This window comes from Lysobacter sp. Hz25 (assembly GCF_046097045.1).
Taxonomy (GTDB): Bacteria; Pseudomonadota; Gammaproteobacteria; order Xanthomonadales; family Xanthomonadaceae; genus Lysobacter; species Lysobacter antibioticus_B.
Window position 1 is genome coordinate 4,892,143 of record NZ_CP175666.1, and the last position, 24,491, is coordinate 4,916,633.

The 24,491-nt window shown below is 68.1% G+C and carries 21 protein-coding genes; 7 read left to right on the top strand and 14 right to left on the bottom strand.

Annotated elements, in window-relative coordinates; genetic code table 11:
- Nucleotides 1-276: 276 nt before the first annotated feature.
- Both waaA and ACKN61_RS20115 read right to left on the bottom strand, forming a co-directional pair.
- Entirely contained in the window at nucleotides 277-1,572 is a 1,296-nt protein-coding gene (gene waaA, locus ACKN61_RS20110; protein WP_031370318.1) for a lipid IV(A) 3-deoxy-D-manno-octulosonic acid transferase, read from the bottom strand.
- On the bottom strand, nucleotides 1,557-1,826 hold the full coding sequence (locus tag ACKN61_RS20115; protein WP_408950945.1) for a hypothetical protein: 270 nt from the start codon (nucleotides 1,824-1,826) through the stop codon (nucleotides 1,557-1,559). Before ACKN61_RS20115 ends, waaA begins: the two co-directional genes overlap by 16 nt.
- Between ACKN61_RS20115 and lpxL the strand changes: the two genes are divergently transcribed.
- Nucleotides 1,825-2,766: an LpxL/LpxP family Kdo(2)-lipid IV(A) lauroyl/palmitoleoyl acyltransferase gene (gene lpxL, locus ACKN61_RS20120; protein WP_408950946.1), complete on the top strand. Its 942-nt coding sequence runs from the start codon at nucleotides 1,825-1,827 to the stop codon at nucleotides 2,764-2,766. The two genes, ACKN61_RS20115 and lpxL, sit on opposite strands and share 2 nt — an antisense overlap.
- 33 nt (nucleotides 2,767-2,799) lie before the next feature.
- Here the strand turns inward: lpxL and ACKN61_RS20125 are convergent, their stop codons facing one another.
- The 6 genes from ACKN61_RS20125 to ACKN61_RS20150 all read right to left on the bottom strand — a co-directional run bounded on the left by ACKN61_RS20125 (nucleotide 2,800) and on the right by ACKN61_RS20150 (nucleotide 7,866).
- Nucleotides 2,800-4,161 (bottom strand): O-antigen ligase family protein, encoded by a 1,362-nt coding sequence (locus tag ACKN61_RS20125; RefSeq protein ID WP_408950947.1) that lies wholly within the window; start codon nucleotides 4,159-4,161, stop codon nucleotides 2,800-2,802.
- Nucleotides 4,142-5,269 carry a glycosyltransferase gene (locus ACKN61_RS20130; RefSeq protein ID WP_408953877.1) on the bottom strand — a complete coding sequence of 376 codons (1,128 nt, stop codon included), beginning with the start codon at nucleotides 5,267-5,269 and terminating at the stop codon, nucleotides 4,142-4,144. The genes ACKN61_RS20125 and ACKN61_RS20130 overlap by 20 nt, the downstream gene beginning before the upstream one ends.
- A 31-nt stretch (nucleotides 5,270-5,300) precedes the next feature.
- Nucleotides 5,301-5,501 (bottom strand): zinc-finger domain-containing protein, encoded by a 201-nt coding sequence (locus ACKN61_RS20135; RefSeq protein ID WP_031370314.1) that lies wholly within the window; start codon nucleotides 5,499-5,501, stop codon nucleotides 5,301-5,303.
- A gap of 333 nt (nucleotides 5,502-5,834) precedes the next feature.
- Nucleotides 5,835-6,548, bottom strand: coding sequence for a pirin family protein (locus ACKN61_RS20140; protein ID WP_408950948.1), 714 nt, complete (start codon nucleotides 6,546-6,548; stop codon nucleotides 5,835-5,837).
- Nucleotides 6,549-6,558: 10 nt separating this feature from the next.
- Nucleotides 6,559-7,149 carry a YceI family protein gene (locus ACKN61_RS20145; RefSeq protein WP_031370312.1) on the bottom strand — a complete coding sequence of 197 codons (591 nt, stop codon included), beginning with the start codon at nucleotides 7,147-7,149 and terminating at the stop codon, nucleotides 6,559-6,561.
- A gap of 129 nt (nucleotides 7,150-7,278) precedes the next feature.
- Nucleotides 7,279-7,866, bottom strand: a complete 588-nt coding sequence (locus ACKN61_RS20150) for a malonic semialdehyde reductase (protein WP_408950949.1) — start codon at nucleotides 7,864-7,866, stop codon at nucleotides 7,279-7,281.
- 105 nt (nucleotides 7,867-7,971) lie between these two features.
- Here ACKN61_RS20150 and ACKN61_RS20155 point away from each other — a divergent pair, with 105 nt between their 5' ends.
- The gene (locus ACKN61_RS20155) at nucleotides 7,972-8,955 is read left to right on the top strand and encodes a mitochondrial fission ELM1 family protein (RefSeq protein WP_408950950.1); all 984 of its coding nucleotides are present in this window, start codon (nucleotides 7,972-7,974) and stop codon (nucleotides 8,953-8,955) included.
- 21 nt (nucleotides 8,956-8,976) lie between these two features.
- Here ACKN61_RS20155 and ACKN61_RS20160 read toward each other — a convergent pair whose 3' ends face one another.
- Both ACKN61_RS20160 and glnE read right to left on the bottom strand, forming a co-directional pair.
- On the bottom strand, nucleotides 8,977-9,378 hold the full coding sequence (locus tag ACKN61_RS20160) for a hypothetical protein (protein ID WP_408950951.1): 402 nt from the start codon (nucleotides 9,376-9,378) through the stop codon (nucleotides 8,977-8,979).
- A 13-nt stretch (nucleotides 9,379-9,391) separates the two neighbouring features.
- Nucleotides 9,392-12,241: a bifunctional [glutamate--ammonia ligase]-adenylyl-L-tyrosine phosphorylase/[glutamate--ammonia-ligase] adenylyltransferase gene (glnE, locus tag ACKN61_RS20165; protein ID WP_408950952.1), complete on the bottom strand. Its 2,850-nt coding sequence runs from the start codon at nucleotides 12,239-12,241 to the stop codon at nucleotides 9,392-9,394.
- Nucleotides 12,242-13,072: 831 nt separating this feature from the next.
- On the opposite strand from glnE, the gene ACKN61_RS20170 reads away from it, so the two are divergent.
- The 3 genes from ACKN61_RS20170 to ACKN61_RS20180 all read left to right on the top strand — a co-directional run bounded on the left by ACKN61_RS20170 (nucleotide 13,073) and on the right by ACKN61_RS20180 (nucleotide 17,156).
- The gene (locus ACKN61_RS20170) at nucleotides 13,073-13,573 is read left to right on the top strand and encodes a hypothetical protein (protein WP_408950953.1); all 501 of its coding nucleotides are present in this window, start codon (nucleotides 13,073-13,075) and stop codon (nucleotides 13,571-13,573) included.
- Between the two features lie 15 nt (nucleotides 13,574-13,588).
- The gene (locus ACKN61_RS20175; protein ID WP_408950954.1) at nucleotides 13,589-15,049 is read left to right on the top strand and encodes an XVIPCD domain-containing protein; all 1,461 of its coding nucleotides are present in this window, start codon (nucleotides 13,589-13,591) and stop codon (nucleotides 15,047-15,049) included.
- A gap of 118 nt (nucleotides 15,050-15,167) precedes the next feature.
- Entirely contained in the window at nucleotides 15,168-17,156 is a 1,989-nt protein-coding gene (locus tag ACKN61_RS20180) for a multicopper oxidase family protein (RefSeq protein WP_408950955.1), read from the top strand.
- A 234-nt stretch (nucleotides 17,157-17,390) separates the two neighbouring features.
- Here ACKN61_RS20180 and ACKN61_RS20185 read toward each other — a convergent pair whose 3' ends face one another.
- From ACKN61_RS20185 to ACKN61_RS20200, 4 genes are all read right to left on the bottom strand, one after another.
- A complete protein-coding gene (locus ACKN61_RS20185) occupies nucleotides 17,391-19,367 on the bottom strand; it encodes an esterase/lipase family protein (RefSeq protein WP_408950956.1) in 1,977 nt (658 codons plus the stop codon).
- 177 nt (nucleotides 19,368-19,544) lie between these two features.
- A complete protein-coding gene (groL, locus tag ACKN61_RS20190) occupies nucleotides 19,545-21,185 on the bottom strand; it encodes a chaperonin GroEL (RefSeq protein ID WP_031370300.1) in 1,641 nt (546 codons plus the stop codon).
- A gap of 129 nt (nucleotides 21,186-21,314) precedes the next feature.
- A complete protein-coding gene (locus ACKN61_RS20195; RefSeq protein ID WP_031370299.1) occupies nucleotides 21,315-21,602 on the bottom strand; it encodes a co-chaperone GroES in 288 nt (95 codons plus the stop codon).
- 216 nt (nucleotides 21,603-21,818) lie between these two features.
- A complete protein-coding gene (locus tag ACKN61_RS20200; protein WP_408950957.1) occupies nucleotides 21,819-22,667 on the bottom strand; it encodes an AraC family transcriptional regulator in 849 nt (282 codons plus the stop codon).
- A gap of 93 nt (nucleotides 22,668-22,760) precedes the next feature.
- Here ACKN61_RS20200 and ACKN61_RS20205 point away from each other — a divergent pair, with 93 nt between their 5' ends.
- Together ACKN61_RS20205 and ACKN61_RS20210 are read left to right on the top strand one after the other, a co-directional pair.
- A complete protein-coding gene (locus ACKN61_RS20205) occupies nucleotides 22,761-23,030 on the top strand; it encodes a hypothetical protein (RefSeq protein WP_408950958.1) in 270 nt (89 codons plus the stop codon).
- 610 nt (nucleotides 23,031-23,640) lie between these two features.
- On the top strand, nucleotides 23,641-24,015 hold the full coding sequence (locus ACKN61_RS20210) for a cupin domain-containing protein (protein WP_031370296.1): 375 nt from the start codon (nucleotides 23,641-23,643) through the stop codon (nucleotides 24,013-24,015).
- The last annotated feature ends 476 nt before the right edge of the window (nucleotides 24,016-24,491 follow it).

Consider the following 24,491-nt stretch of genomic DNA (forward strand, 5'->3'; position numbering starts at 1 on the left):
ATGTCTTCGTAATCGATCGAAGCCGCGTAGCTTCACCAGGGTAGGAGCGGCGCGAGCCGCGACCGCGCCCTAGCGCCGACCGTGCAACCGCGGGCACCGCTGCGAATACGACGCTCTGCGGATGGCTGCGCAATGGTTGCGGGTTCGCGCTCGCGGCTTGCGCCGCTCCTACCCGCGTGCCGGTATTTCGCGTTGATGATTTACGACGACGATGGCGTTTCTGGCCATCCCGCGGTCGCGGCTTACGCCGCTCCTACAGGGATGGATTCACCGCGCTCAACGCAGCGGCGGCAAGGCCGGCTGCAGCAAGGCCATGGTGCGGGCCAAGGCGCCGCGGCCCAGTTCGACCAGGGCGCGGCCGGCGTCGATCATCTTGGCGCGTTCGATCGGGTCGGCCAGCAGGCGCTCGACCGCGGCCTCGACCGCCTCGGCGTCGGCGCCGATCCGCAAGGCACCGGCGGTTTCCAGGCGCTGCGCGATCTCGACGAAGTTGTGCAGATGCGGGCCGGTCACGATCGGGGTGCCGGTCGCGGCCGGTTCGAGCAGGTTGTGCCCACCGATCGCCTGCAGGCTGCCGCCGACGAAGGCGACATCGGCGCAGGCGTAGAAGCTCATCAGTTCGCCAAGGGTATCGATGACGAAGACATCGTCGCCCGGCTGCGGCCAGCGCGCGCGCGAACGCGTCGACACCTGCCAGCCGGCGCTGCGGGCGTGTTCGGCGACGACCCGGAAGCGTTCCGGATGGCGCGGCGCCCACAGCAGCAGCAGGTCGGGGAAACGCTCGCGCAGGCGCCGATGCATGGTCACCGTCGCGGCCTCTTCGTCCTCGTGCGTGCTCGCCGCGATCCACACCGGCCGCTCGCCGGTGTGGCGGTGGCATTCGAGCGCGAACTCGTCGAGCGCGTCGGGCACGTTGACATCGAACTTGAGGTTGCCGGTCTCGGTGACCTGCTCGGGGCGCGCGCCGAGTTCGACGAAACGCTCGCCGTCGGCGCGCGACTGCGCCGCCACCGTGCGCACCGTGCGCAGGGCGCGCCCCACCAAGGGCGCCAACACGCGATAGCCGCGCAGCGAACGCTCCGACAGGCGCGCATTGAGGATATAGGCCGGAATACCGCGGTCGCGGCAGCCGAACAACAGGTTCGGCCACAACTCGGTTTCCATGATCAGCGCCGCGCAGGGCTGGTGATGGCGCAGGAAACGCCCGACCGCGCCGGGCAGGTCGTAAGGCAGATACACGTGCTCGACCGAATCGCCCCAGGCCGAACGCGCGCGGTCCGAACCGGTCGGGGTGATCGTGGTCACCAGCAGGCGCAGATCGGGACGGCCGCGGCGCAGGGCATTCACCAGCGGAATCGCGGCGTTGACCTCGCCGACCGAGACCGCGTGCAGCCACAGGGTGCGGGTCTGCGCGGGGCCGCGATAGATCGCGTAACGCTCGAGCCAGCGCTGGAAATAGGCCGGCTGGCGGAAGCCGCGCCAGATCAGGTGATAGATCGTCACCGGCGCCAACAGATACAGCGCGACCGAATACAGGCCGCGCAACAGGCGCTCGATCAAGTCCTTCCGCATCCGACAAGGATAAAGCTTGCGGAGGTGATCCGGTCGTGGATGCCGTCATCGCGCACCGCACCGGACTCGACCGGATGCGCAGAACCGGCGATGCGCGGGCATTCGCAGCTCATCGGCGCGGAAGCCGCGAGGCCCGCAGCGCACGCGAACCACTCACCGCCGGCATCGAGCCCCGACGTGCCGATGCCCGCCGCGGTCGCGCTCGCGGCGGTACTGCACCGACAGCACACGCTCACCGCATAAACTATGGCCATGGCCGAACCTGTCCTGCCCCCTCGCCCTTCCCTGCTGGTGCCGCGCCTGTGGCCGATGTGGCTCGCGCTGGCCGCGATGTGTTTCGGCGCGCGCCTGCCCTGGGGTCTGCAACGTGCGCTCGGCCGCCTGATCGGGGTCTTCGCCCTGCGCGTGGCGGGCCAGCGCCGACGCGCGGCCCGCATCAACCTGGCCCTGTGCTTCCCGGAGAAGACCGAGGCCGAGCGCGAAACCCTGCTGCGGCAAAGCTTCCGCGACCTCGGCATCGGCTTCTTCGAATTCGCCCGCGCCTGGTGGGGCGGGGTCGCGCCGATGCGGCGCACGGTGCGCATCGAAGGCCTGGAGCGGCTCGACGAGGTGCGCGCGGCCGGACGCGGCGTGCTGATGATCTCGGGCCATTTCATGACCCTGGAGATGTGCGGGCGGCTGATGTGCGACCACCTGCCGCTGGCCGGCATGTACCGCAAGCACCGCAACCCGGTCATGGAATGGGCGGTCAAGCGCGGCCGTCTGCGCTACGCCGCGGCCATGTTCACCAACGAAGAGATCCGCCCGGCGATGCGCCATCTCAAGCAGGGCGGCTTCCTGTGGTATGCGCCGGACCAGGACATGCGCGGCAAGGACACGGTGTTCGCGCCGTTCTTCGGCGTGCCGGCGGCGACGATCACCGCCACCCACCAGTTCGCGCGCCTCAGCGGTTGCGCGGTGGTGCCGTTCTTCCATCGCCGCGAGGGCGCCGATTACATATTGCGCGTCGGCGCGCCGCTGGCCGAGTTCCCGTCCAGCGATGCCACGCAGGACAGCACCCGCGTCAATGCCCAGATCGAGGCGATGGTGCGCGAAGCGCCGAGCCAGTACCTGTGGATCCACCGCCGCTTCAAACGCCGCCCGCCGGGCCAGCGTTCGCCGTACAAGAAGCCCGTCGAGAACGCTCCGGCCTGATCGACCCGCTCGGCAACGGAACAACGCGACCGCTTACGCCGTCGCGGCGCCCTCGTCCGGCGGCTGCGCCAGCAGGCTGCCGGCGTACAAGGCCGCCAGCAGCAAGGTCAGCCCGCCCCAGAAGGTCGAATAGAAGGCCAGGTGGGTGTTGAACGGGAACACCGTCACCAGCAAGGCCAGCATCGCCGGCCGCGCGGCTTCGCGCGCGCGCGCATCGGCGACCGCCCACGCGCGCCAGGCCAATGCGGCGCCGGCCAGCCACAGCAACAGGCCGAAGGCGCCGGTTTCGGCGAGCACTTCGAGCAGCAACTGGTGCGCATGCAGCGCCGGGCCTTCGCCCCAGGACGTGGTGCGCCCGGGTTGCGGGTCGCAGGCCGGGAAGGCTTCGCGGAAGCCGCGCGCGCCCACGCCGTTGAGCGGATGCTCGCCGACCATGCACAGCGCCGCGCGCCAGATGCGCGTGCGCCCCGACAACGCATTGTCGAGGCCTTCGACGTCGGCGCTGACGATGTGCGCGGTGCGGGCGAGGCGGTCGTGCACCTGCGGGCTGGTCTGGTCGAGCACCGCCAGTGCCAGCACGCCGAACGCGAACACGCCGAGCAGGCGCTTCCAGCCGAGCAAACGCCACCCCGACAACACCAGCACCAGGCCGTAGGTGATCCACGACGCGCGCGAGCCGGCCAGCACCACGACCACGCCTACGGCGGCCGCTGCGACCAACCAACCGCCGAGACGGAAACGGCGGCCGACCGCGTACAGCACGAACGGCGAGAAGCTCGCGATCACCTGGCCGAGCTTGAGATTGCACGGGCCGAGCACGCCGCTGAGGCGGTCGACACTGGCGATCTCGGCGTCCGAACACATGCCGTGGCCGCTGATCGCCTGCTTCAGCGAGTCGATGCCGAAGAACAGCGGGCTGGTGCCGGTGAGGCCTTGCAGCAAGGCGTCGACGGTCCACAGGCCGATGATGATGGCCAGGCCGCCGAAGGTGGTGCGCTGCCCCTGCCGGGTCGCGACCGCGGCCGCGACCAGCCACAGGAACGGCAGATAGCGCAGATCGACCGCGGCCTCGCGCAAGGCGCGGCCCGGGTCGACCGCATCGGTCGCCGAGATCAGTTCCGGCAACCAGTACGCCGCGAACAAGGCGCTGGTCAGCACCCAGGCCGGATCGCTGAGCAGGCGCGCGCCGGTGTTGAAGCGGACCAGCACCAGTCGCACCAGAGCGGTCAGTGCGCCGAGTGTGAGCACGGTTTCGGCATAGCCCGGCGCGAACAGCAGCGCTATATAGGACAGGATCCAGGCCGGCGCCCAGCGCCAGCCGACGATCGCATGAGGTGCCTCGACGGGCGGCGGCCCGGACGAAGCCGTCGCCGGATCAGGCGCGGTGTGAGGCATCGACGAGTTCGGCATAGACGGCAAGCGTGGCCTCCTGCATCGCCCGCAGGGAAAACGCCATCGTATCCACAGCCGCGGGCGCTTGCGTTAGCAATTCGCAAGCCGCCGCGCGCAGGGCCTGCAGATCGAACGGCGCGACCGCGCCGCGCGGCTGCAACTGGGTCAGCAGTTCGCCGACACCGCCGTAATTCCAACCGACCACCGCACGCCCGCAGGACAAGGCCTCGACCACGGTGCGGCCGAAGGCCTCGGGTTTGCGCGAGAGCTGGAGGACCAGATCGCTCGCGGCATAGGCGCGGGCGATCTCGTCGGTCGGTGCGGTGAAGGCGATCGCCTCGCCGATGCCGAGCTGCTGCGCGGCCTGTTCCAGTTCGACGATATAGGCCTCGCGCCCGGCCTCGCGCGCGCCCGGCAGCCACAGCCGCGCATCATGGCCGTCGGCGCGGATCGCGGCGAGCAAGGCCAGCGCATCGGCATGGCCCTTCAGGCGCGTACCGCGTCCGGGCAACAGCAACAAGGGGCCGTCGCCGGCGAGCGCGGGATGCCGCGCCGCGGCCCAGGCCCGCGCCTGCGGATCGGGCCAGGGCGCGTGCGGGAACGCCGCCGGATCGATGCCGCGCGGAATGATGCGCAGCTTGTCCGGGTCGGTATCGGGATAGTGTTCGAGCACGTAGTCGCGGACCGTGCGCGAGACACAGATGGTGCGTTCGCCGCGGGTCATCACCGCGCTGTAGCGCGACGGCGAATTGAGCCCGTGCACGGTGGTGACGAAGCGCGGCCGCGTCGCCTCGTCCATGCCGCGCCAGGCCAGCAGGCCGATCCAGGCCGGCAGGCGCGAACGCGCGTGGACGATGTCGACCGAGTGCTCGGCCCACAGCCGGCGCAGGGTGAAGCCATGGCGCAGGGTCGAAGGCGATTTGCGCCCGATCGCCAGCTCGATGTGTTCGGCGCCCGAGGCCAGCAGTTGCGGCACCAGGCGGCCGCCGGCCGAGACCACGATGGCGCGGTGGCCGGCGCGCACCAGCGCTTCGGCGACTTCGAGAGTCGAACGTTCGACGCCGCCGGATTCCAGCTTCGGCAGCAATTGCATCACCGTCAGCCGGCGCATGGTCGGCGTGGGCGGTGTCACGCGGCCGCGATCAGTCGTCGACCAGGGTGAAATGCGCGCCGCAGTACGGGCACTGGCATTCGCGCTCGGCCTCGATCGGCAGGTACACGCGCGGGTGCGAGTTCCACAGCGCCATCGACGGCAGCGGGCAGCTCAACGGCAGGTCGGCGCGCGTGACGGTATAGCGCTGCTCGGCGTTGGCCTGGGTGGGATGGGCGTTGGCTGCGGTCATGAGGGACGACGGATGGCGACGCGGGGGTGGCAGTTTAGCAGCGTTGCGGGGTCGGGCCGTGTACGGGGCGCGGCGGTCTGGCTGGGTACTTTAGGAGCAAATCCCCCCTAGCCCCCCTTTTTCAGAGGGGGGGGAATCCTTCTGGTGGGTATGGCAGCACAGGCGGCTTGGTCGCCTCCGGTTGCCCTTGATCTCGTAACGACGAAGCGAACGGCTCGATCAGCTAAGGATTGATCGAAGCGATCAAGGCTCAGATCGGCGAAATCCCCGTAACGGGTCCCCCTCTGAAAAAGGGGGGCCAGGGGGATTTGCTCTTGATTCTTGCTCTTGCTCTCAACCCGCCGGCGGCAGATCGAAAAACAGCAGATCGGCCGTCGTATCGCCCAAACCGGTCAACACCAGCTCGGCGGATTCTTCGCGAAACCCAAGCGCATCGCCGGCTTCGAGCGTGCGCCCAGCCACCTCGACCCGCCCCCGCGCGACCTGCAGCCAATACAGACGTCCCGCATCGAGCAGGCGTCGCGCGCTGGACCCGGGCGCCAGGGCCAACGAATACAGGCGCAGGTCCTGGCGCACCGGCAGACCGCCGTGGGCGCCGTCGCGCGAGGCCAGGAGAACGAACTCGCCGTCGCGCGCTTCGGTCGCCTCGCGCTTGGCGTAGGCGGGTCGGGCGTTGAGACGGTCGGGCTGGATCCAGATCTGCAGGAAATGCACCGGCTCGCTGTCGGAGCCGTTGTACTCGCTGTGTTCGACGCCGTGGCCGGCGCTCATCCACTGCAGTTCGCCGGCGCCGATGACGCCGCCGTCGTCGGCGCTGCCTTGGTGCGACAGGCGGCCGCTCAGCACGTAGCTGAGGATTTCCATGTTGGCGTGACGATGCGGCGCAAAGCCCGCGCCGGGGTCGACGCGGTCTTCGTTGATCACCCGCAAGGCACCGAAGCCCATCCAGGCCGGGTCGTAGTAGCCGCCGAACGAGAACGTGTGGCGGCTGTCCAGCCAACCCGCCTGGACCTGGCCGCGGGCGCTGGATGGGCGTTCGATGATCATGCGTTCGCGCTTACTTCTTGGCTTCGGGCTTGGGCACCAGCGCTTCGGTGGTGATGCGGATGCTGACTTCGTCGCTGACGTTCGGCGCGTACTTGCCGAGGCCGAAATCGCTGCGCTTGAGCGTGGTGCTGGCATCGAAGCCGGCGGCGGCGCGCTTGGCCATCGGCTGCTCGCCGATCTTGTTGATGGTGACGTCGAGCACGGCCGGCTTGGTCACGCCGTGCACGGTCAGCTCGCCACTCACCTTGAGCTTCTTGTCGCCGGCCGCTTCGACCTTGGTGCTCTTGAAGGTGATGGTCGGGAATTTCTCGGCGTCGAAGAAATCGGCGCTCTTGAGGTGCTCGTCGAAATCCGGCACGTGCGAATCCAGGCCGTCCAGCGGGATCGTGACCTGCACCGAGGAAGCCGCCGGCTTGGCCGGATCGTAGGTAATGGTGCCGTCGACCTTGCCGAAATGCGCGACCGGGTTGGAGAAGCCGAAATGGCTCCAGCCGACCACGACGTCGGTGTGGTTGGGGTCGATCTTGTAGGTCACGGCGGCGGCGCTGGCGGTGCCGGCGAAGGCCAGGCCCAGGGCAGCGGCAAGCAGGATGCGCTTCATGGTGAATTCCTCGAATGGAGTCGTAGGGGGTGGATCGTATGGGTCGGGAGTAACGACATCACGGCACTATTGCGCAAGCAGGCGCGGGCCGGCATCGGCCCACGCCGGAAGCGTGGCGGCGCGCACGCCTCAATCGATGCGCGCGGCCTCGTCGAACGGCAGGCGCGGCGAGCGCGGGAACAGCGCCGCCGGCGCGCCGACGCCGAGGTTGATCAGGAAGTTCGACTTGATCTGGGTGCCGCCGAAGAAGGCCTCGTCGACCTTGGCGTTGTCGAAGCCCGACATCGCGCCGGTGTCCAGGCCGAGCGAACGCGCCGCCAGGATGAGGTAGGCGCCCTGCAGGCTGCCGTTGCGGAAGGCGGTGGTGCGGATGTGCTCGTCGTTGCCGGCGAACCAGCTGCGGGCATCGGCGTGCGGAAACAGGTAGGGCAGCTTGTCGTGGAATTCCAGGTCGTGGGCGACGATCACCGTGACCGGGGCGGCCATGGTCTTGGCCAGGTTGCCTTCCGACAGGGCCGGGCGCAGCTTTTCCTTGGCTTCGGCCGACTTCACGAACACGAAGCGCGCCGGCGAGCCGTTGGCGCTGGTCGGCGCCCATTTGACCAGGTCGTACAGCTGGCGCAGCGTCTCGTCGCTGACCTCGCCGCCGAGCTCGTTATGCGTGCGGGCGGTGCGGAACAGTTGATCGAGGGCTTCGTCGTTCAGGGGCCTGGACATCGTCTTCTCCATGAGGCTGCCGCGCTGGGCATTGATCGGGAGACGAAGTGTAGAGTCTCAATCTGACCTTAGAACCGACAATCCCGGAACGGATTAAGCGCATCTGTGCAACGAAACGGCCTTTCCGCCAAAACTAGCTCCACGGCTGCAACCTGGATCCTGACCGACGGCCATGCCGGCAATCAGCGCCAAGCCTATGCCCTGACCCAGGCCCTGGGCCGGCCGGCGATCGATTGGACGCTGGACCCGCGTGCGCCCTGGCGCTGGGCTGCGCCGCGGCGCCTGCCCGGCGTCGGCCAGGCCTTCGGCCCCGAATTCGTCCGCGCCCGCAGCGCCCGCCCTGCGCTGGTGATCGGTTGCGGCCGCCAGGCCGCGCTGGCCACCCGGCTGCTGCGCGGCGACGGCTGCGCAGCGGTGCAGATCCTCGATCCGCGCATCTCGCCGAAGCATTGGGACTTGGTGATCGCGCCCGAGCACGACCGCCTGCACGGCGGCAACGTCATCACCCTGCTCGGCAGCCTGAACCCGGTCGACGACCTGTGGCTGGCCGGCGCGCGCAGCGCCTTTCCCGCGTTCGGCGCCCTGCCCGGGCCGCGCACGGCCTTGTTGCTCGGCGGCCCGAGCGCGCATGCGAAATTCGATCAGGCCGCGTTCGACGTGTTGGCGACGCAGTTGCAGACCCTGCTCGAACGCGAGTCCGGCAGCCTGTTGGCGACCACCTCGCGGCGCACGCCGGTCGAGATCCGCGCGCGCCTGCGTCAGCGCCTGGCGCGGTTGCCGCGAGTTTCCTGGTACGAGCCCGGCGAGGGCGCCAACCCCTACCCCGGCCTGCTCGGCTGGGCCGACCGCATCGTCTGTACCGCCGACTCGGTCAACATGCTGTCGGAAGCCGCGGCCACGCGCGTGCCGGTGTTCGCCTTCGGCATCGAGCGCGTCGACGGCCGGCCCGGACGTTTCGTCGACAGCCTGCTCAGCCTCGGCCGCGTGCGTCCCTTCGACCAACGCTTGTCGGCCTACCCGGTGACGCCGTTGCGCGAGACCGCGCGGGTCGCGCAGGAAGTCCGGCAACGGCTGGGCCTGCGCGACTGAGCATTCGGCCGACGGCCGCGTCTAGCGGGCCTGGCGCGGGTTGGCGAAGTTGCCGATGAACTGCAGCTCGTTGTAGCGCCGGCCGGGCTGCGCTTCGTGGAAGACGGCGTGGTCGTAGAAGTACAGCGCATTGCCTTCGATCACGCCGAGCTCATGGCAGCGCGCCAGGATCGCGCGTTCGGTCTGCGGCGTATGCGCGCCGACTTCCAACACCAAGGTCTCGACCGGCACCCGCCGATGCCCGGCGGTGGCATAGGCGATGAAGAAATCCGCATCGAGAAAATCGCAGCCGAAGTCGCGGTGCGCCGGGCAGCCCGAACCGCTCGCTTCCATGCCGTCGAGATAGCGCTCGAACGCCTGCGGCGATTGCGTGGTCGTGCCCATCCACACCGAGATCATGCCGCGCGCGGTGTCGTCGATCATGCCTGCGGCCGGCTCATGACGCCTCGCGCAGGCCGTGCGCCTGCATCGCCGTGGAGATGGCCGTGCGCGAGGCGGCGATCGCCTCGGTCTCGACCACCCGGCGCGGGCGCCGGTCGAGCGTGCATTCCAGGCCCGCCGCCAGCAAGGTCGTATGCGCCACGCGTAGCGAGGCGGCCTGGGTGTCGTCGAAGGCGCCGCAGCGACGCGCCGCCTCGATCAGGCCGGCCGAGTCGCGCGGCGACAACAGGGCGCGCTCGCGCACCGAATCGCGCAACACCAGGTACTGCAGCAGGAACTCCAGGTCGACCAGGCCGCCCTCGCCCTGCTTGAGGTCGAAATAGGCGGCGTCGCTGCGGTCGAGTTCCGCGCGCATCTTCACCCGCATCTTGGCGACGTCATCGCGCAACTTGGCCGCGTCGCGCTCGCGCGCCAGGGTGCGTTCGCGCACCGCTTCGAAACGCTCGTGCAAGCCGGCATCGCCGGCGACGAAGCGCGCGCGCACCAGGGCCTGGTGCTCCCAGGTCCAGGCGCGCTCGTACTGGTACTCGCTGAAGCTCGCCAAGGACGACACCAACAGGCCCTTGGCGCCGTCCGGGCGCAGCCGTACGTCGACGTCGAACAAACGCCCGGCCGCGGTGACCGCGCCGAGCAGGGCGACGATCTTCTGCGCCAGGCGCGCGAACCAGCGCCCGGCGTCGAGCGGACGCGCGCCGTCGGACTGCGCCCCGCCTTCGATCGCCGGCGCGTCGTACAGAAACACCAGGTCGAGATCGGAACCGAAGCCGAGTTCCTCGCCGCCGAGGCTGCCGTAACCGAGCACGGCGAAACGCGCGTCCGGCACGCGGCCGTGCGCACTCGCCACTTCCTGCTCGGCCAGGGCCAGGATGCGCATGACCACACCGTCGGCGAGCCAGGCGAGCTGGCGCGCGCTCTGTTCGGCGCTCTGGCGGCCGTCGCGCAAGGCCATGGCGATGCGGAAGCTCAGCGACTGCCGCACCTCGTTGAGCGCCTGCAGGGTCGCCTCGGCATCGTCGCCGCCGTCGACTTCGGCGCTGGCCGCCTGCAATTCCTCGCGGCCCGGCAACGGGCCGACGACGCGCGCGTCGAGCAACTCATCGAGCAGCAGCGGATGCGAGGCCAGACGCTCGGCCAGCAAGGCACTTCGCGACACCGCCTCGACCAGGCGCGACAGCGCCGCCGGCTGCTCATCGAGCAAGGCCAGGTAGGCGCTGCGGCGCAGGACGTTATGCAACAAGGCAAGCAGGCGCTTGAGCGCGAGCATCGGCTGCGACGAGGTCGCCGCGCCCTGCAGCAGCGCCGGCAACACCCGGTCCAGGCGCGTACGCGCGGCATCCGACAAACCGCGCACGCCGGGGCTGCGGGCGAAATCGCGCAGCGCGCCGTCGGCATCGGCAGCGGCCTCGAAGCCGGCCTCGGCCAGGGTCTCGGCATCGCCGGACTCGGGCAGCGCGCGCCAGTACGCGGTCAGTGCATCGGGCGCGGCGCGGCGCCGACGCGGCGCGAGCAAGGCCTCGAACTCGCCGGTCACGCGTTCGCGCCGACGTTCGAGTTCGCCCGCCAGCGCATCCCAATCGGGATAGCCCAGGCCGACGGCGATGCGCAGGCGGTCGCTTTCGGCCGCAGGCAAGGCGTGGGTCTGGGCGTCGCGCAGCATCTGCAGGCGGTTCTCCAGACGGCGCAGGAAGCGATAGGCCTCGGCCAGCGACTCCCCGGTTTCTTCGGCGATCTGGCGCAGCGCGATCAACTCGCGCAGCGCAGGCAACAGACGGCGCCCACGCAGTTCGGCTTCGCGGCCGCCGCGGATCAGTTGCAAGGCCTGGACCAGGAATTCGATCTCGCGGATGCCGCCGGGGCCGCGTTTGATGTCGTCGGCCAGCTCCTTGCGCGCGACCTCGGCGCTGATCGCCGCCTTCATCGCGCGCAAACCGTCGAGCGCGCCGAAATCGAGATAGCGCCGATACACGAACGGCCGCAACGCATCCAGGAAGCGTTCGCCGGCCTCGATGTCGCCGGCCACCGGGCGCGCCTTCTGCCAGGCGTAACGTTCCCAGTCGCGGCCTTCGCGCTGGAAATACTGCTCCATCGCCGCGAACGACCAGGCCACGCGACCGGCGTTGCCGTAGGGGCGCAGACGCAGGTCGACGCGGTGGCAGAAGCCGTCGGCGGTGATCTCGTCGAGCAAACGCGCCAATTGCTGGCCGAGCTTGGCGAAATAGGCCTCGGCGTCGAGCGCGCGCGCGGCGTCGCGGCCGTCGAACTCGGTGCTGCCGTCGTGCTCGTAGGCGTAGACCAGGTCGACGTCGGAACTGAAATTGAGCTCGCCGCCGCCGAGCTTGCCCAGGCCGAACACGACCAGACGCACGCGTTCGCCGTCGCGGGTGCGCACCGCGCCGTGGCGGCGTTCGAATTCGTCTTCGAGCGCGCTCAATGCGACCTGCAGGCAGATCTCGGCCAGGCGAGTGCTGCCCTCCAAGGTGTCCTCGACCCGATCCAGGCCGAGCGTGTCGCGCCAGATGAGGCGCGTCGAGCCGGCGGCGCGGTAACGGCGCAGGCGTGCGCCCCAGTCGGCGCGGAACTCGGCCTCGAGCGAAGGCGGCGGCGGTTCGCTCGCGCCGTCGTCGGCGCCGAGCGCAAGCAGCAGCGCCGGCTGTCGCACCAGGGTGTCGATGGCGAAGTCGCTGACCGCGGCGACGCGCGCCACCCGCGCGGCCAGGCCGGCATCGTCGAGCGCGGCGCGCGCTTCCGGCGAGGCGGCGCGCAAGCGCGTCAGCGCGCGCTCGGCGAGCGCGTGTTCGAGTGCGGGACCATCGTGGGGAAGAGTCGAAGAGAAAGACGCGGACATGCGGCGATGATGGCATGCCGTTGCGCGGCATCGGAATCGGAATCGGCGTCGACAACGGACGCAGCGGCAAGCAGGAGTGAGCTGCGAGGAGTGAGGAGTGAGGAGTGAGGAGCGAGAAAAGCCGAGCGCAGCGGCGACGACAACGCGCTTGCGGCTCGACGCGTATGCGCCGGCACTCATCGCGCTCACACCACGTTCGCGGCGGCCCTGTTCGCACGAACCCGATCGGCCGATGCAGGCCTTCGCGGCGCCGCCGGACCCGCCACAAAACCTTCGGGCATAAAAAAGCCCGCTTCCGGTAGAACCGGTTGCGGGCTTGCTCCCTCCCCCACGTCGGGATGCGGGGCGATCGTGAAGGAAGCGTTATCCCCTTTGCACGCTGCACTGCAAAACAGAACTCCCCAGTTCATTTGAAGCACTGAGAACGATTCCCGATACGCATCGGCAAAGCCTGTCGCGGCGCGGATGTTACCGATGACATCCGATTCATCGTTGTGACCGTAAGCGCGCGGCGCTCGCGTGGCCGAAGAAACCTGAATAGGGAAGCCCCGCGCTCGCTTGCGCCAAACGGTCGCAGCCCAGCGGCATGAACAGCGTGGGCCGCGTGCCCTCATGAACCGCTTTGTCCTGTCGGCCACGCTCCTGCCGTTGATTTGGCGTGCTCCCCGTATCTATATGGAAGCCACCCGCGTCCACGGAGGAGGCGCTATGCCCCGCAATCAAGCATCCCCCCGCAGCTTGCTGACGGCCTGGGCCCTGTGCCTGGCCCTGTCGGCCTGCAGCCATGCCTCATCGCCCCGTTCAAGTACCAACGCACCCAAGGAGGACCCCATGACCGCCGCCACCGGCACCACCCCACTCAGCGGCGACGAGGTCAGCCGCCGCATGCTCAAGCTGATCGGCAGCCTGGCGTCCAATGCCGACCTGACCGCCGAGCACCTGGAGAAACACACCGGCCTGGCCATGCGGCAGGCCGACAGCGGCGACGGCTCGTTCGGCGCCGGCGCCCAGATCCATCCGGACTGGTCGTACAACCTCTACGTCACCCGCCCGGCCGGTTCGCAGAAGAACAAGCTGATCTTCGACTTCGCCCGCACCGGCAACGAGCGCGCGCCGATGACCCCGATCTGCGGCCTCGACTTCGACGCCTATGCCAAGGAACTCAAGGGCATGGGCTTCCAGGACAGCGCCTCGTACGGCGAACACGGCCGCGTCGACCACTGGAATTTCCAGCGCCCGACGCTGACGCTGCAGGTCTTCATCGAGGGCGAGTCCAACGATTCGCCGGAGAAGATCGGCCATCGCTGCGTCAAGACCATCACCATCGAATAAGGCAGGGAAGCCGTCATGCCGACCCCGACCAGTACCGAGCTGCAGAAGCTGCTCGACGAATTCGCCAAGCAACCCGGCGTCACCGCCGAGGTCACCGCGAACCTCAAGACCACCATCGCCAATTCGCCCACCCTGGCGGCGCAGGTCGACGACGCCATCGCCAAGGGCCACCTGAAATCGTTCAAGCCGCTCAGCGACGCGCATGCCGGCGGCGCCTACAACGGCAAAGAGCAGGCCATGCTGTTGCCGATCAACGGCCTGACCAAGCCGCCGGCGGGCAGCTACAACGCCGGCAACATGACCTTCGTGCTCGGCCACGAAGTGCAGCACGGCTTCTACCGCACCGACCGCGACACCGCGCTCAAGACCTTCGCCACCGAAGCCACCGCGCTGGCCAAGACCGTCGGCGACAAGCACGACTACACCGCGACCATCGGCAAGGTCATCCAGGCCGACCGCGACAACGAAGCCAAGGCGCACATCGCCGGCTGGAACGCCCTGGTCGGCAGCGTGCGCGAAGCCAAGCCGACCGCGACCCTGGCCGACGTCTACAACGCCTCGCCCGGCCGCGCCGGCGACTTCATGACCCGCGGCGGCACCGCGCCCAACTTCACCTATGCGCTCAAGGCCGACCTGACCGTCGATGCGAACCTGTCGATGGCGATGAGCGCCGACAACGTCAAGGCGATGGGCAAGTACTACTTCGACATGCCGCCGGCGCAGGCGCGCCTGGGCCACAACGGCAATTCGGATTACGCCAACTACTACGGCGCCGGCTACATCGGCTACGTCAGCCAGCTCGAACACGCCCACGGCAAGACCGCCGCCGGCGGCAAGCCCGAGCTGCACGTCAACCTGACCCAGCTCAAGCTCAACGAAAACATTATGGAGCAGAACGGCATCGACCTCGGCGCCAATTCCGCCAATCGCCAGCCTTACTTCGACACCAGCAGCACGCCGCCCCGGGCCGGGCACTTCGACCACACCAAGTCGACCCACACCCACGTCAACATCAACGCCTCGCCGCTGGACCTGCTCAACGAACTGCGCGGCGACCCGCATGCGCACGGCAAAGGCGATCCGCGCCATGCCGAGCATCCCGACCACGCCTTGTTCCGCGGCATCCTCGACAAGGTCAACGGCGAGTTCCACAAGCACGGCGGCCATGTGTCCGAGCGCGACGCCGACCGCATCGCCGCCGGCCTGACTCTGGAGAGCAAGCGCAACCAGCTCACTCCGGACCATGTCGTGCTGAGCGTCGATCCGGCCACCAAGGAAGTCGGCAAGACCGCGTTCCTGGTCCAGGGCGACCTCGCCAGCCCCACCCATACGCGCGTCAGCGTGGCGACCGACCGCACCGCGCCGGCGGAAGAATCCTTCCGCCAGCTCGAAGCCCTGAACCAGGCCCAGGCGCCGGCCCAACAGGCCGCGCAAGGACAGCAACAGACTGCATCGCGAGCGACCCCCGCACTATAAACAGCAGCAACAGCACCGCGGCGATCCAGACCGCCGGCGCGCAAGGCGCCGGCGGTCCACCGAGACACCTTCCAGTGCCGACCCGGCACTTCACCGTAGTGCCACCAGGAACCCAAGCATGGACCGCAATTCCCAGACCTGCGCTGTGAATGCGCAACGCTGGCCGACACCGCGAGCGCAACCCCTCGCTCTCGTTTGCCTGCTCGCCGCTGCCCCCCTGACCCTCGCCGCGCAGGACAACGCGCCGCGCGAGCTCGACCAACCGGTGATGGCGCGCATGCTGCGCTCGGGCGACGCCAAGACGCCGTCCCTGCTTCTGACCAAGAGCGGCCCGCAACCGCTGGACACCCACGAGGCGATCCTCGACCTGCGCATCGCGTATACCGAGTCGAAGATCTGGAACCCGGGACATACACGCTTCGACACCGTCAAGCTGCGTTCCTATCAAAGCCCCGGCACCAATCCCAAAGTGCCGTTCGTGGCGCCGACCATCGTCACCGCACCCGGCGAAACCGTGCGCGTACGTCTCGACAACAGCTTGCCGAAAGAAGATTGCGCGCCGGTCGGCATCAACGTGCCGCACTGTTTCAACTCGACCAACCTGCACTCGCACGGCCTGTGGGTCAGCCCCACCGGCAACAGCGACAACGTGCTGCTGACCCTGCGTCCCGGCGTGAAGTTCGAGTACGAGTACAACCTGCCCGCCGATCACCCGGCCGGCACCTTCTGGTATCACCCGCACTTGCACGGCTCGACCGCGCTGCAGGTGTCCAGCGGCATGGCCGGCGCGCTGATCGTACGCGGCAACCGCCTGCCCTCGAACGATCGCAACGGCGACCTCGACACGCTGTTGCGCGATCAGGGCGGCACGCCATACCAGGAACGCCTGTTGCTGTTCCAGCAGGTCGCCTACGCCTGTCGCGATCAGCCCGAGCCCGGCAAGACGCTCGGCAAGATCAAGACCGACCAGAACGGCTTCTGGCGCTGCGATCCGGGCGATGTCGGCGGCATCGAAGCCTACGACCAGTTCGGGTTCCCGGGTGGCAAGAGCCTGTGGGAACTCTCCGGCCGCTACACCAGCATCAACGGCGAAGTGCTGCCCAATTTCTACGAACTGAAAGCCGGCCGCATCGAACGCTGGCGCCTGGTGCACGCCGGCGTACGCAACAGCATCAACCTGCAACTGCGCGCGGTACGCGCGGGCGCCGCCAGCATCGAGGGCTTGTCCGGACCGGCGCTCGACGGCTGGGTGACCCAGAACTGCACCGGTCCGCTGCTGCCGCAGTTCGAGGTCGCCGCCGACGGCCTGACCCATGGCCAGGCGATCGAGAAAAGCGAAATCGTCCTGCAGCCGGGTTATCGCAGCGACGCCCTGGTCGTGTTCCCGCAGGCCGGCCAGTACTGCGTGATCGACGGCGCCGCACCGGCCAGCGCCAGCATCACCAACGCCGCCGAAAACCGGCAATTGCTCGGCCTGGCCAACGTCGCCGCGACCGCGGCGCCGCCGGTCGCCGACATTCGCGCCTACCTGACCGAGAACCTGATCACCTCGGCGAAGTACCTGATGCCGGACGGCGTCCGCGCCAAGGTCGTCGCCGACCTCAACGACCGTCTGCGACTGACGGCGTTCGTGCCGCACAAGGACATCGCCACCGGCGACCTTACCGGCAAGCAGGAACTGGAGTTCTCGATCAAAGGCGAGGACTACATGGTCGACGGCAAAACCTACGACCCGAAGAGTGGGCGCGACCTGGTGCTCGGCAATGTCGAGGAATGGCGCCTGACCTCCACCGTCGGCAGTCACCCCTTCCACATCCACGTCAATCCCTTCCAGGTGGACCGCATTCTGAACAAGGAAGGCAAGGACGTCAGCGTCACCGGCGACCCGGGCGACTCGCAGTACGCCAACACCAAAGGCACCTGGAAAGACACCTTGTTCGTCAAGGGCGGCTACCAGTTGTTCGTGCGTACCCGCTACGAACGCTACATCGGCGAGTACGTCCTGCATTGCCACATCCTCGACCACGAGGATATGGGCATGATGCAGAACGTGCGCATGCTGGTGCCCGACGGCAAGGGCAACGGCATCGGCAACGGCCACCATTGAGGCGCGATGAGATCGCGGCACGGGCGGATCGCCCGTGCCGCGATCCACGAACGTCTCCTGTAGGAGCGGCGCAAGCCGCGACCAACCGAAGCGGTAGATCCCACGCCTCATCCCGAAGCCCGGCGCCCCACCCGCAAAACCGGACCTGCATCGTTACCGCGATAGCGCGGTCGCGGCTCACGCCGCTCCTACAAGGGGCATTACTCGCTAGCGCAGATCCAGGCGATCCGCGCCTCAGCGCTTCACCCGCTTCGCATACTCGGCCATATCGATGCGCAGGATGCGGCGCAGCTCCAGGATCGCCTGCGGGGTCTCCTGCACGCTGTGACCAGAGGGGATCACCTTCTCCGACAGGGCGCCGTCGAGGTGCGCGCTGCGGTACGGCACCGCGCCATCGCTGGACTGCAGCAGCGGCAGCTTGAGATCGCGCTGACCGACGATGGTGTGGTACGGCAGGCCCGCTTCGATCGGCAGGTTTTCGGTGCTGCGCATGAACAACGAGTTCGGGCTGAGGTCGTCCGGGCCGGTCGGCGGGCGTCCCTTACGGAAACCGATCTTCTGCAATTCGTCCTGGCCGACTTCGTTGCGCTGGGCCAGTTCGGCGGTTTCGCGCAATACGTCGAACGGCAGCCGGATCAGCTTGCGCACCATCCGCAACGGCCAACCGTCGGTGACCACCGCGCCGCGATGCGGCGAGGCCAGGAATACCGCGCGTTCGAACTGCGGCATCGCCTTGAACACGGTCAGTTCGCGCACCATGGGCTCGTTGCGCAGACGCTGCGCGGCGGCCGGGTCGAAGGCCTGCAGGGTCGCATCGAGGACGCGGTCGCCGCTGTCGCTCACGAGCAGGCGCGAGATCACCCCGCCCATGCTGTGCCCGACCAACACCGCGTCGCGGCCGGCGATGTCGTCGCCTTCGGGATCGTAGTGGGCGAAGGTCTGGGTCAGGGCCGAGTCGATCGCGGCGCGATTGGACAGGATGCTGAGGTTGGTCGGATAGAACACCTGCCACAGTTGGTAATGCTTGCGCAGGGTTTCGTCGCCGAGCAGTTCGTTGGCGAGGTTGACCCAGGCCTCCGGGCTGCTGGCCAGGCCGTGCACCAGCACGATCACGCGCTTGTCGGGGTCGTAGGGCTGGTTGAGGTAGATGCGCGGCTTGAACGCGCGCGCCTGCTTCGGCCTCAGCAAGCTCGACAGACTCAACCGCGCCAGTTCCGAACGCGCCAGCCAGATGCCGTAGGCGGCCGAGTAATTCGCCGCCAGCGGCACCTTGCGCCCGGCGATGGTTTCGCTGTCGATGCGATAAGGGTTGTAGACGTCCATGCGCGCGGTGCGGCTGGCGAGCACGGCATCGAGCCCGCCGTCGCCGTCGAAGCGCAGGGTCGCGGTGACCGGCAGATAGCGGGTGTCGCGGTACGGCGTGTCGGCGGCATCCGGGTCGCTGCGCGAACGACGCGGGAACACCGCCACCAGGGCAGTGCCGAAACCGTCGCGGCGATACACCGCGCGCAGGTTGTCGAAACCCAGGGTGTCGGACGCGAGCAAGGCTTCCGGTTGCTGAGTCAGCTCGGTGGCTTCGTAACCGTGCAGGGCGATGCTCAGTTCGAGCCCGCCGACCTGCAGGGGCGTAGTGCCGATCTGGCCGCGGCTGGCTTCGAACGCGGCCTGGGCGACGACGTCGATGGCGCGGTTGTAGAAACGCAGCACGCGCTCCTGGCGCGCCTCGAACACGCGCTGTTCGGGCGTGCGCGGGCTCAGGAACAAATAGGCGTAGGCATAGCGCGCGGTCTCGATCGCCGCGCGCGTGCGCAGGTCGCTGCCGACGTCGGGCGCCACAGCCGGGCTCTCCGACGGTTCGGCCCGCTTCGCGATCCCAGCGCTCTCGGCGGCCTTGGTCACGGTCGCGGGCGCGGCGTTCATGCGCAGCAGTTGCAGCTCTGCCGCAGTCGCCAGCCAATCTTCGACCGGCGCCAGCGGCCGCAATTGCGCGATGCAGGGCTCGGGCTCGCGTGCGCAGTGTTCGGGGTCGAGGCCGGCCGAGCCCAGCGCGGTCGCCGCCGCGGTGCTCAGGCGCCCGCCGCTGAGCGCGTCGACGTTGCGTTCGACCGCGACCTCGCCGAACGCGCGTTCCTTGACCTTGACCACGGCGCAGCCGCTGCCGAGCGACAGGATCAGGCTGGTCAGAAGCAGGGCGATTGGGCGCAGGGACATGCAGGTTCCGGAGCAAAGGCTGGCGGGCATTGTCGAGCGCGGCCGCCCGCGAGTAAACGCATTCCGGCACGAACCGGCTACAGGGGGCGCGGCCAACTCGCCCGACCGTCGAGCGGGCAAAGAAAAACCCCGCCTCGCGGCGGGGTTTCTCGTGTTGCGTCAGCGCGGAGGCTTGAATCAGAAATCCATGCCGCCCATGCCGCCCATGCCGCCGCCGCCCGGCATCGCCGGCTCGTCCTTCTTCGGCAGCTCGGCGACCATCGCTTCGGTCGTGATCATCAGACCGGCGATCGAAGCCGCGTTCTGCAGCGCGGTGCGGGTGACCTTGGTCGGGTCCAGGATGCCGAACTCGAGCATGTCGCCGTATTCGCCGTTGGCGGCGTTGTAACCGAACGCGCCCTTGCCTTCCTGGACCTTGTTCAGGATGACCGACGGCTCTTCGCCGGCGTTGGTGACGATTTCGCGCAGCGGGGCTTCCATCGCGCGCAGGGCGATCTGGATGCCGTGGTTCTGGTCTTCGTTGGCGCCCTTGAGGCCCGAGATCGCGGCCTTGGCGCGCAGCAGCGCGACGCCGCCGCCCGGAACGATGCCTTCTTCCACGGCAGCGCGGGTGGCGTGCAGCGCGTCTTCGACGCGAGCCTTCTTTTCCTTCATCTCGATCTCGGTCGATGCGCCGACCTTGATCACCGCCACGCCGCCGGCCAGCTTGGCCACGCGCTCCTGCAGCTTCTCGCGGTCGTAGTCCGAAGAGGTCTCTTCGATCTGCGCCTTGATCTGCTTGATGCGGGCCTGGATCGAATCGCCGTCGCCGGCGCCGTCGATGATGGTGGTGTTCTCCTTGGAGACCTGCACCTTCTTCGCGCGGCCGAGATCCTTGATCGTGGCCTTTTCGAGCTGCAGGCCGACTTCCTCGGAGATCACGGTGCCGCCGGTCAGCACGGCCATGTCTTCGAGCATCGCCTTGCGACGATCGCCGAAGCCCGGGGCCTTGACGGCGCAGACCTTGACGATGCCGCGGATGGTGTTGACCACCAGGGTCGCCAGCGCTTCGCCTTCGACTTCCTCGGCGACGATCAGCAGCGGCTTACCGGCCTTGGCCACGCCTTCCAGCACCGGCAGCAGGTCGCGGACGTTGGAGATCTTCTTGTCGTACAGCAGCACGAACGGGTCGTCGAGCTCGGCCGACATCGACTGCTGGTTGTTGATGAAGTACGGCGACAGGTAGCCGCGGTCGAACTGCATGCCCTCGACGACGTCGAGCTCGTTTTCCAGGCCCGAACCGTCTTCGACGGTGATCACGCCTTCCTTGCCGACCTTGTCCATCGCCTGGGCGATCAGGTCGCCGATGTCGGCGTCGGAGTTGGCGGAGATCGCGCCGACCTGGGCGATTTCCTTGCTGGTCGAGGACGGCTTGGAGAGCTTCTTCAGCTCGGCCACGGCCTCGATCACGGCCTTGTCGATGCCGCGCTTGAGGTCCATCGGGTTCATGCCGGCCGCAACGGCCTTCATGCCTTCGCGGATCAGCGCCTGGGCCAGCACGGTCGCGGTGGTGGTGCCGTCGCCGGCGTTGTCGGAGGTCTTGGAAGCGACTTCCTTGACCATCTGCGCGCCCATGTTCTCGAACTTGTCGGCCAGCTCGATTTCCTTGGCGACGGACACGCCGTCCTTGGTGATCGTCGGCGCGCCGAAGCTCTTCTCGAGCACGACGTTGCGGCCCTTCGGACCGAGGGTGGCCTTCACGGCATTGGCGAGCACGTTGACGCCGCGCACCATCTTGGCGCGCGCATCCTCACCGAAACGAATTTCTTTAGCGGACATTTGGAACTCCGGGAATAGGGAATGGGGAATCGGGAATGGGAAGAGCGAAAGCGGGCGGAATCGGTCGGGGCGGGTTCGTCAGCGCAAGCGCTTTACGATTCCCTATTGCCCATTCCCGATTCCCGGCTTTCAGCCAACGATCGCGAGGACGTCGTCTTCCTTGAGGATCTTGTATTCGACGCCGTCCTGCTTATAGGAGCTGCCCGAGTACTGACCGTAGATGACCTTGTCGCCGACCTTGAGCTTCGGCGCGCGCACGCTGCCGTTGTCCAGGGCCTTGCCTTCGCCGATGGCGACGACTTCACCCTTGGTCGACTTTTCCTTGGCGGCGTCGGGGATGATGATTCCGCCGGCCGAGATTTCGTCGGCTTCGATCGGCTTGACCACAACGCGGTCGTAAAGCGGCTTGAGATTCATGGCAACCCTCTGTAAGTGCTTGAATGGGTGGAGAAAGGACGGGAATTTTAGCAGTCGCCCCCGGAGAGTGCCAACGCCGGGGACAAAAGCGCCCGGACGAACCGGGACTGCACGCTAAATGAGGCGGTCCCGGCAGCCTTTCAAGGGGTGGGCGACGAAATCCTGGCCCCGGTCGATGACAGGCCGGGTAGCGGCCCGCTCGCGCAGCCCGACCGCTCAGCTCCCGAGCCGCTTAAGGTAGGCGGTCGGTGTGGCGCCGAGGTTGCGCCGGAACATGGCGATGAAGGCGCTGACGCTGTCGTAGCCCAGGTCCAGGGCGATCGCGGTGACCGCATCGCCGGCGGCCAGGCGCTCCAGCGCCCGCATCAGGCGTGCGCGCTGCCGCCATTGCAGCAGGCTTTGGCCGGTCTGCGCGGCGAAACGCCGGCTCAGGCTGCGCTCGGACAGATGCGCGAACGCGGCCCACTCGGCCAGGCCGCGCGGGTCGGCCGGATCGTCGGCCAGGGCCTGGGCAACGCGCAGCAAGTGCGGGTCGGTCGGCATCGGCAGGCCGATCGGCCGCTGCGCCGGGTCCGCGGGCCTGCTGAGAGCGGGCCCGTCCAGTGCGAACCCGCTTGGAGCAAGCTCGCCCTGGGCGATCTCGTCGAGCAGCACCTGGGCGAGCCGGGCCTGGGTCGGGCCCAGAGGGGCGTCGCCCGGCCATTGCGCGGCCCGCGCGACCGCCTCGCGCAACAGGCCGGACACGCGCAGGGCGCAGGCTTGCGCCGGCAGCGCCGCGCAGGCGGGTTCGGCGACGTAGACGCTCCAGCCGGAGAAGGCGGCGCCGTGCGAGCGTAAGGAGTGCTCGGCCTGCGGCGGCACCCACACCGCGTCGGTGGCCGGCACGACCCAACGCCCCTGCGCGGTGCCGACCGTCAGCAGGCCGCGCTGCGCGCCGAACAACTGCCCGCGCGCATGCCGATGCGCGGCGGTGTCGCGCACGCCGGCGCGGGTCATCGTCACGGCGATCACCACCGGTCCGTCGGCGGAATCGGCGCGGAGCGCGGCGAGCAGAGGGTCGGACATTGGCTGGAACGCGCGATCGAATGGCCGGGGCAACGTAGCAGAGCATCGCCGCCGAACCCAGCATGGTCGCCTCATCCCGAACGGAGCCGCGCCATGCGAGCCGAAGACATGTTGCCCGACCATCTCGACCACACCCGCATCGACGGCGTCCTCGTGCGCAAAGGATCGGTCGGTGCGTTTCTCGCCAATGCGCGGGTCTGGTCGGATGGCGAAGCCGATGCCGAGGCGCGTGCGCAGGCCGAACGGCATATCGTCGAGGCGCTGCCGGCCTTGCGCGCGTTGGGTCTGTTCGAGGTATTGGAGATTCGCGATCCGGGGCTGCGCGCGTTCGTTGCGGGGATGAGTGAGGTTACGGTCGCCTAAAGAATCAATATTTCGTCGCACCCCGGATTCGCGGTCGCGGCGCGAGCCGCGACCGCGCCGTCTCAACCTCGCTTCGTCACCGGCGGCCCCTCCCCTGTAGGAGCGGCGTAAGCCGCGACCGCGCTGCTTGCCGTGGCGGCGTGTCTGGCCGCAGAGCGGTGAAACAACATCAAGATCTAAAGCTTCCGTCCGCTACGCGGCCGGGTTACTTTCTTTTGCTAAGCCCAAAAGAAAGCTAACCAAAGAAAAGGGCTTTCCTTGACGAAGCTCCCCTGGGAGCACGCAGCCTGCGCCGGGATTTTCCGATAAGACATCCTTGTCTTATCGGAAAACGCCGCACGTCCTGTGCGGCGCCCTCCGGGTCTACGGTTGCATCGCTAGTTCGGAACTGCGCCAAGCACTTACGGCAACGGCAACGGCAACGGCAACGGCAACGGCAACGATCGTCGCGGCTCTTGGGTAGGAGCGGCGCGAGCCGCGACCGTGATCGCTCCGCCTGCCGCGTCGCTGCGGTGCCCGACATTCCACGCTACCCATGACTTCCCTACCGCGCGCCCTGCTACGCCGCGCACTAAACTGCAGCCATCCCCGCCATCGCCAGGACCGCCGCATGTCATCCGTGACCTCACCCAAACAGATCGCCGCGTCGCTGACCGAATTCTGGTCGCCGCGCGTGGTCGCCGAAGTCGACGACGCCTACATCAAGGTCGCTCGCGTGCAAGGGCAACTGGCTTGGCACAGCCACGCCGACGAGGACGAGCTGTTCCTCGTACTCAAGGGCCGGCTGGTGATCGAGATGGAAGACCGCAAGGTCGAACTCGGCGAGGGCGAGATGTTCGTCGTGCCCAAGGGCGTGCGCCACAACCCGATCGCCGACGAGGAATGCCATCTGATGCTGATCGAGCGCAAGACCACCCTGCACACCGGCGACGTGGTCACCGACAAGACCCGTTCGCTCGACGAGCAACTGCGCCCTTTGGGCTGAGACGGCGTAACCGAACCATCCACGACACGATCTGCAAGCGCGATGACTTGGCAGCCGCCGCGTCGTCGATGGACGCACCACGCTCGATCGCGGTTGCCGCTACCGATGCTCACGGCCGGTCGGGCCGGACGACTTCGATGTCGAGGCCGAAGATCTGGCGCCACAAAAGAAAAGAGCGCGTCCCGTGGAACGCGCTCTTTGGTGCGGAGATGGCCTGTCCTCTGCATGGCGCTATCCGGCGCCCTCCCCCCGAACCGACCTCTTGTCTTTCCGAAGTCCTTATCGGCGTGCGGCCATATTCCAAAGTCCACGCTACGGTTGCTAGGGAGCGCGACCGGAAATTACGCTACTTTTGGTAGCGCTAATGATTGCTTATCGGCCTAAGTCATTGTAATAAATAGGCCTGCTGATACAGCACGACAGCGTAAACGCACGGGCTGATGCGACTATCGATCACCTGGTGACTATCGGTAGCT

What these genes read in the sequence shown, in the direction of transcription:
- ACKN61_RS20195 (WP_031370299.1), bottom strand. Translation starts at nt 21,602, where the DNA reads ATGAATCTCAAGCCGCTTTACGACCGCGTTGTGGTCAAGCCGATCGAA.
- ACKN61_RS20135 (WP_031370314.1), bottom strand. Translation starts at nt 5,501, where the DNA reads ATGACCGCAGCCAACGCCCATCCCACCCAGGCCAACGCCGAGCAGCGC.
- glnE (WP_408950952.1), bottom strand. Translation starts at nt 12,241, where the DNA reads ATGTCCGCGTCTTTCTCTTCGACTCTTCCCCACGATGGTCCCGCACTC.
- lpxL (WP_408950946.1), top strand. Translation starts at nt 1,825, where the DNA reads ATGGCCGAACCTGTCCTGCCCCCTCGCCCTTCCCTGCTGGTGCCGCGC.
- ACKN61_RS20150 (WP_408950949.1), bottom strand. Translation starts at nt 7,866, where the DNA reads ATGTCCAGGCCCCTGAACGACGAAGCCCTCGATCAACTGTTCCGCACC.
- waaA (WP_031370318.1), bottom strand. Translation starts at nt 1,572, where the DNA reads ATGCGGAAGGACTTGATCGAGCGCCTGTTGCGCGGCCTGTATTCGGTC.
- groL (WP_031370300.1), bottom strand. Translation starts at nt 21,185, where the DNA reads ATGTCCGCTAAAGAAATTCGTTTCGGTGAGGATGCGCGCGCCAAGATG.
- ACKN61_RS20140 (WP_408950948.1), bottom strand. Translation starts at nt 6,548, where the DNA reads ATGATCATCGAACGCCCATCCAGCGCCCGCGGCCAGGTCCAGGCGGGT.
- ACKN61_RS20185 (WP_408950956.1), bottom strand. Translation starts at nt 19,367, where the DNA reads ATGTCCCTGCGCCCAATCGCCCTGCTTCTGACCAGCCTGATCCTGTCG.
- ACKN61_RS20145 (WP_031370312.1), bottom strand. Translation starts at nt 7,149, where the DNA reads ATGAAGCGCATCCTGCTTGCCGCTGCCCTGGGCCTGGCCTTCGCCGGC.
- ACKN61_RS20180 (WP_408950955.1), top strand. Translation starts at nt 15,168, where the DNA reads ATGGACCGCAATTCCCAGACCTGCGCTGTGAATGCGCAACGCTGGCCG.
- ACKN61_RS20160 (WP_408950951.1), bottom strand. Translation starts at nt 9,378, where the DNA reads ATGATCGACGACACCGCGCGCGGCATGATCTCGGTGTGGATGGGCACG.
- ACKN61_RS20170 (WP_408950953.1), top strand. Translation starts at nt 13,073, where the DNA reads ATGACCGCCGCCACCGGCACCACCCCACTCAGCGGCGACGAGGTCAGC.
- ACKN61_RS20210 (WP_031370296.1), top strand. Translation starts at nt 23,641, where the DNA reads ATGTCATCCGTGACCTCACCCAAACAGATCGCCGCGTCGCTGACCGAA.
- ACKN61_RS20200 (WP_408950957.1), bottom strand. Translation starts at nt 22,667, where the DNA reads ATGTCCGACCCTCTGCTCGCCGCGCTCCGCGCCGATTCCGCCGACGGA.
- ACKN61_RS20175 (WP_408950954.1), top strand. Translation starts at nt 13,589, where the DNA reads ATGCCGACCCCGACCAGTACCGAGCTGCAGAAGCTGCTCGACGAATTC.
- ACKN61_RS20205 (WP_408950958.1), top strand. Translation starts at nt 22,761, where the DNA reads ATGCGAGCCGAAGACATGTTGCCCGACCATCTCGACCACACCCGCATC.
- ACKN61_RS20125 (WP_408950947.1), bottom strand. Translation starts at nt 4,161, where the DNA reads ATGCCTCACACCGCGCCTGATCCGGCGACGGCTTCGTCCGGGCCGCCG.
- ACKN61_RS20130 (WP_408953877.1), bottom strand. Translation starts at nt 5,269, where the DNA reads ATGCGCCGGCTGACGGTGATGCAATTGCTGCCGAAGCTGGAATCCGGC.
- ACKN61_RS20115 (WP_408950945.1), bottom strand. Translation starts at nt 1,826, where the DNA reads ATGGCCATAGTTTATGCGGTGAGCGTGTGCTGTCGGTGCAGTACCGCC.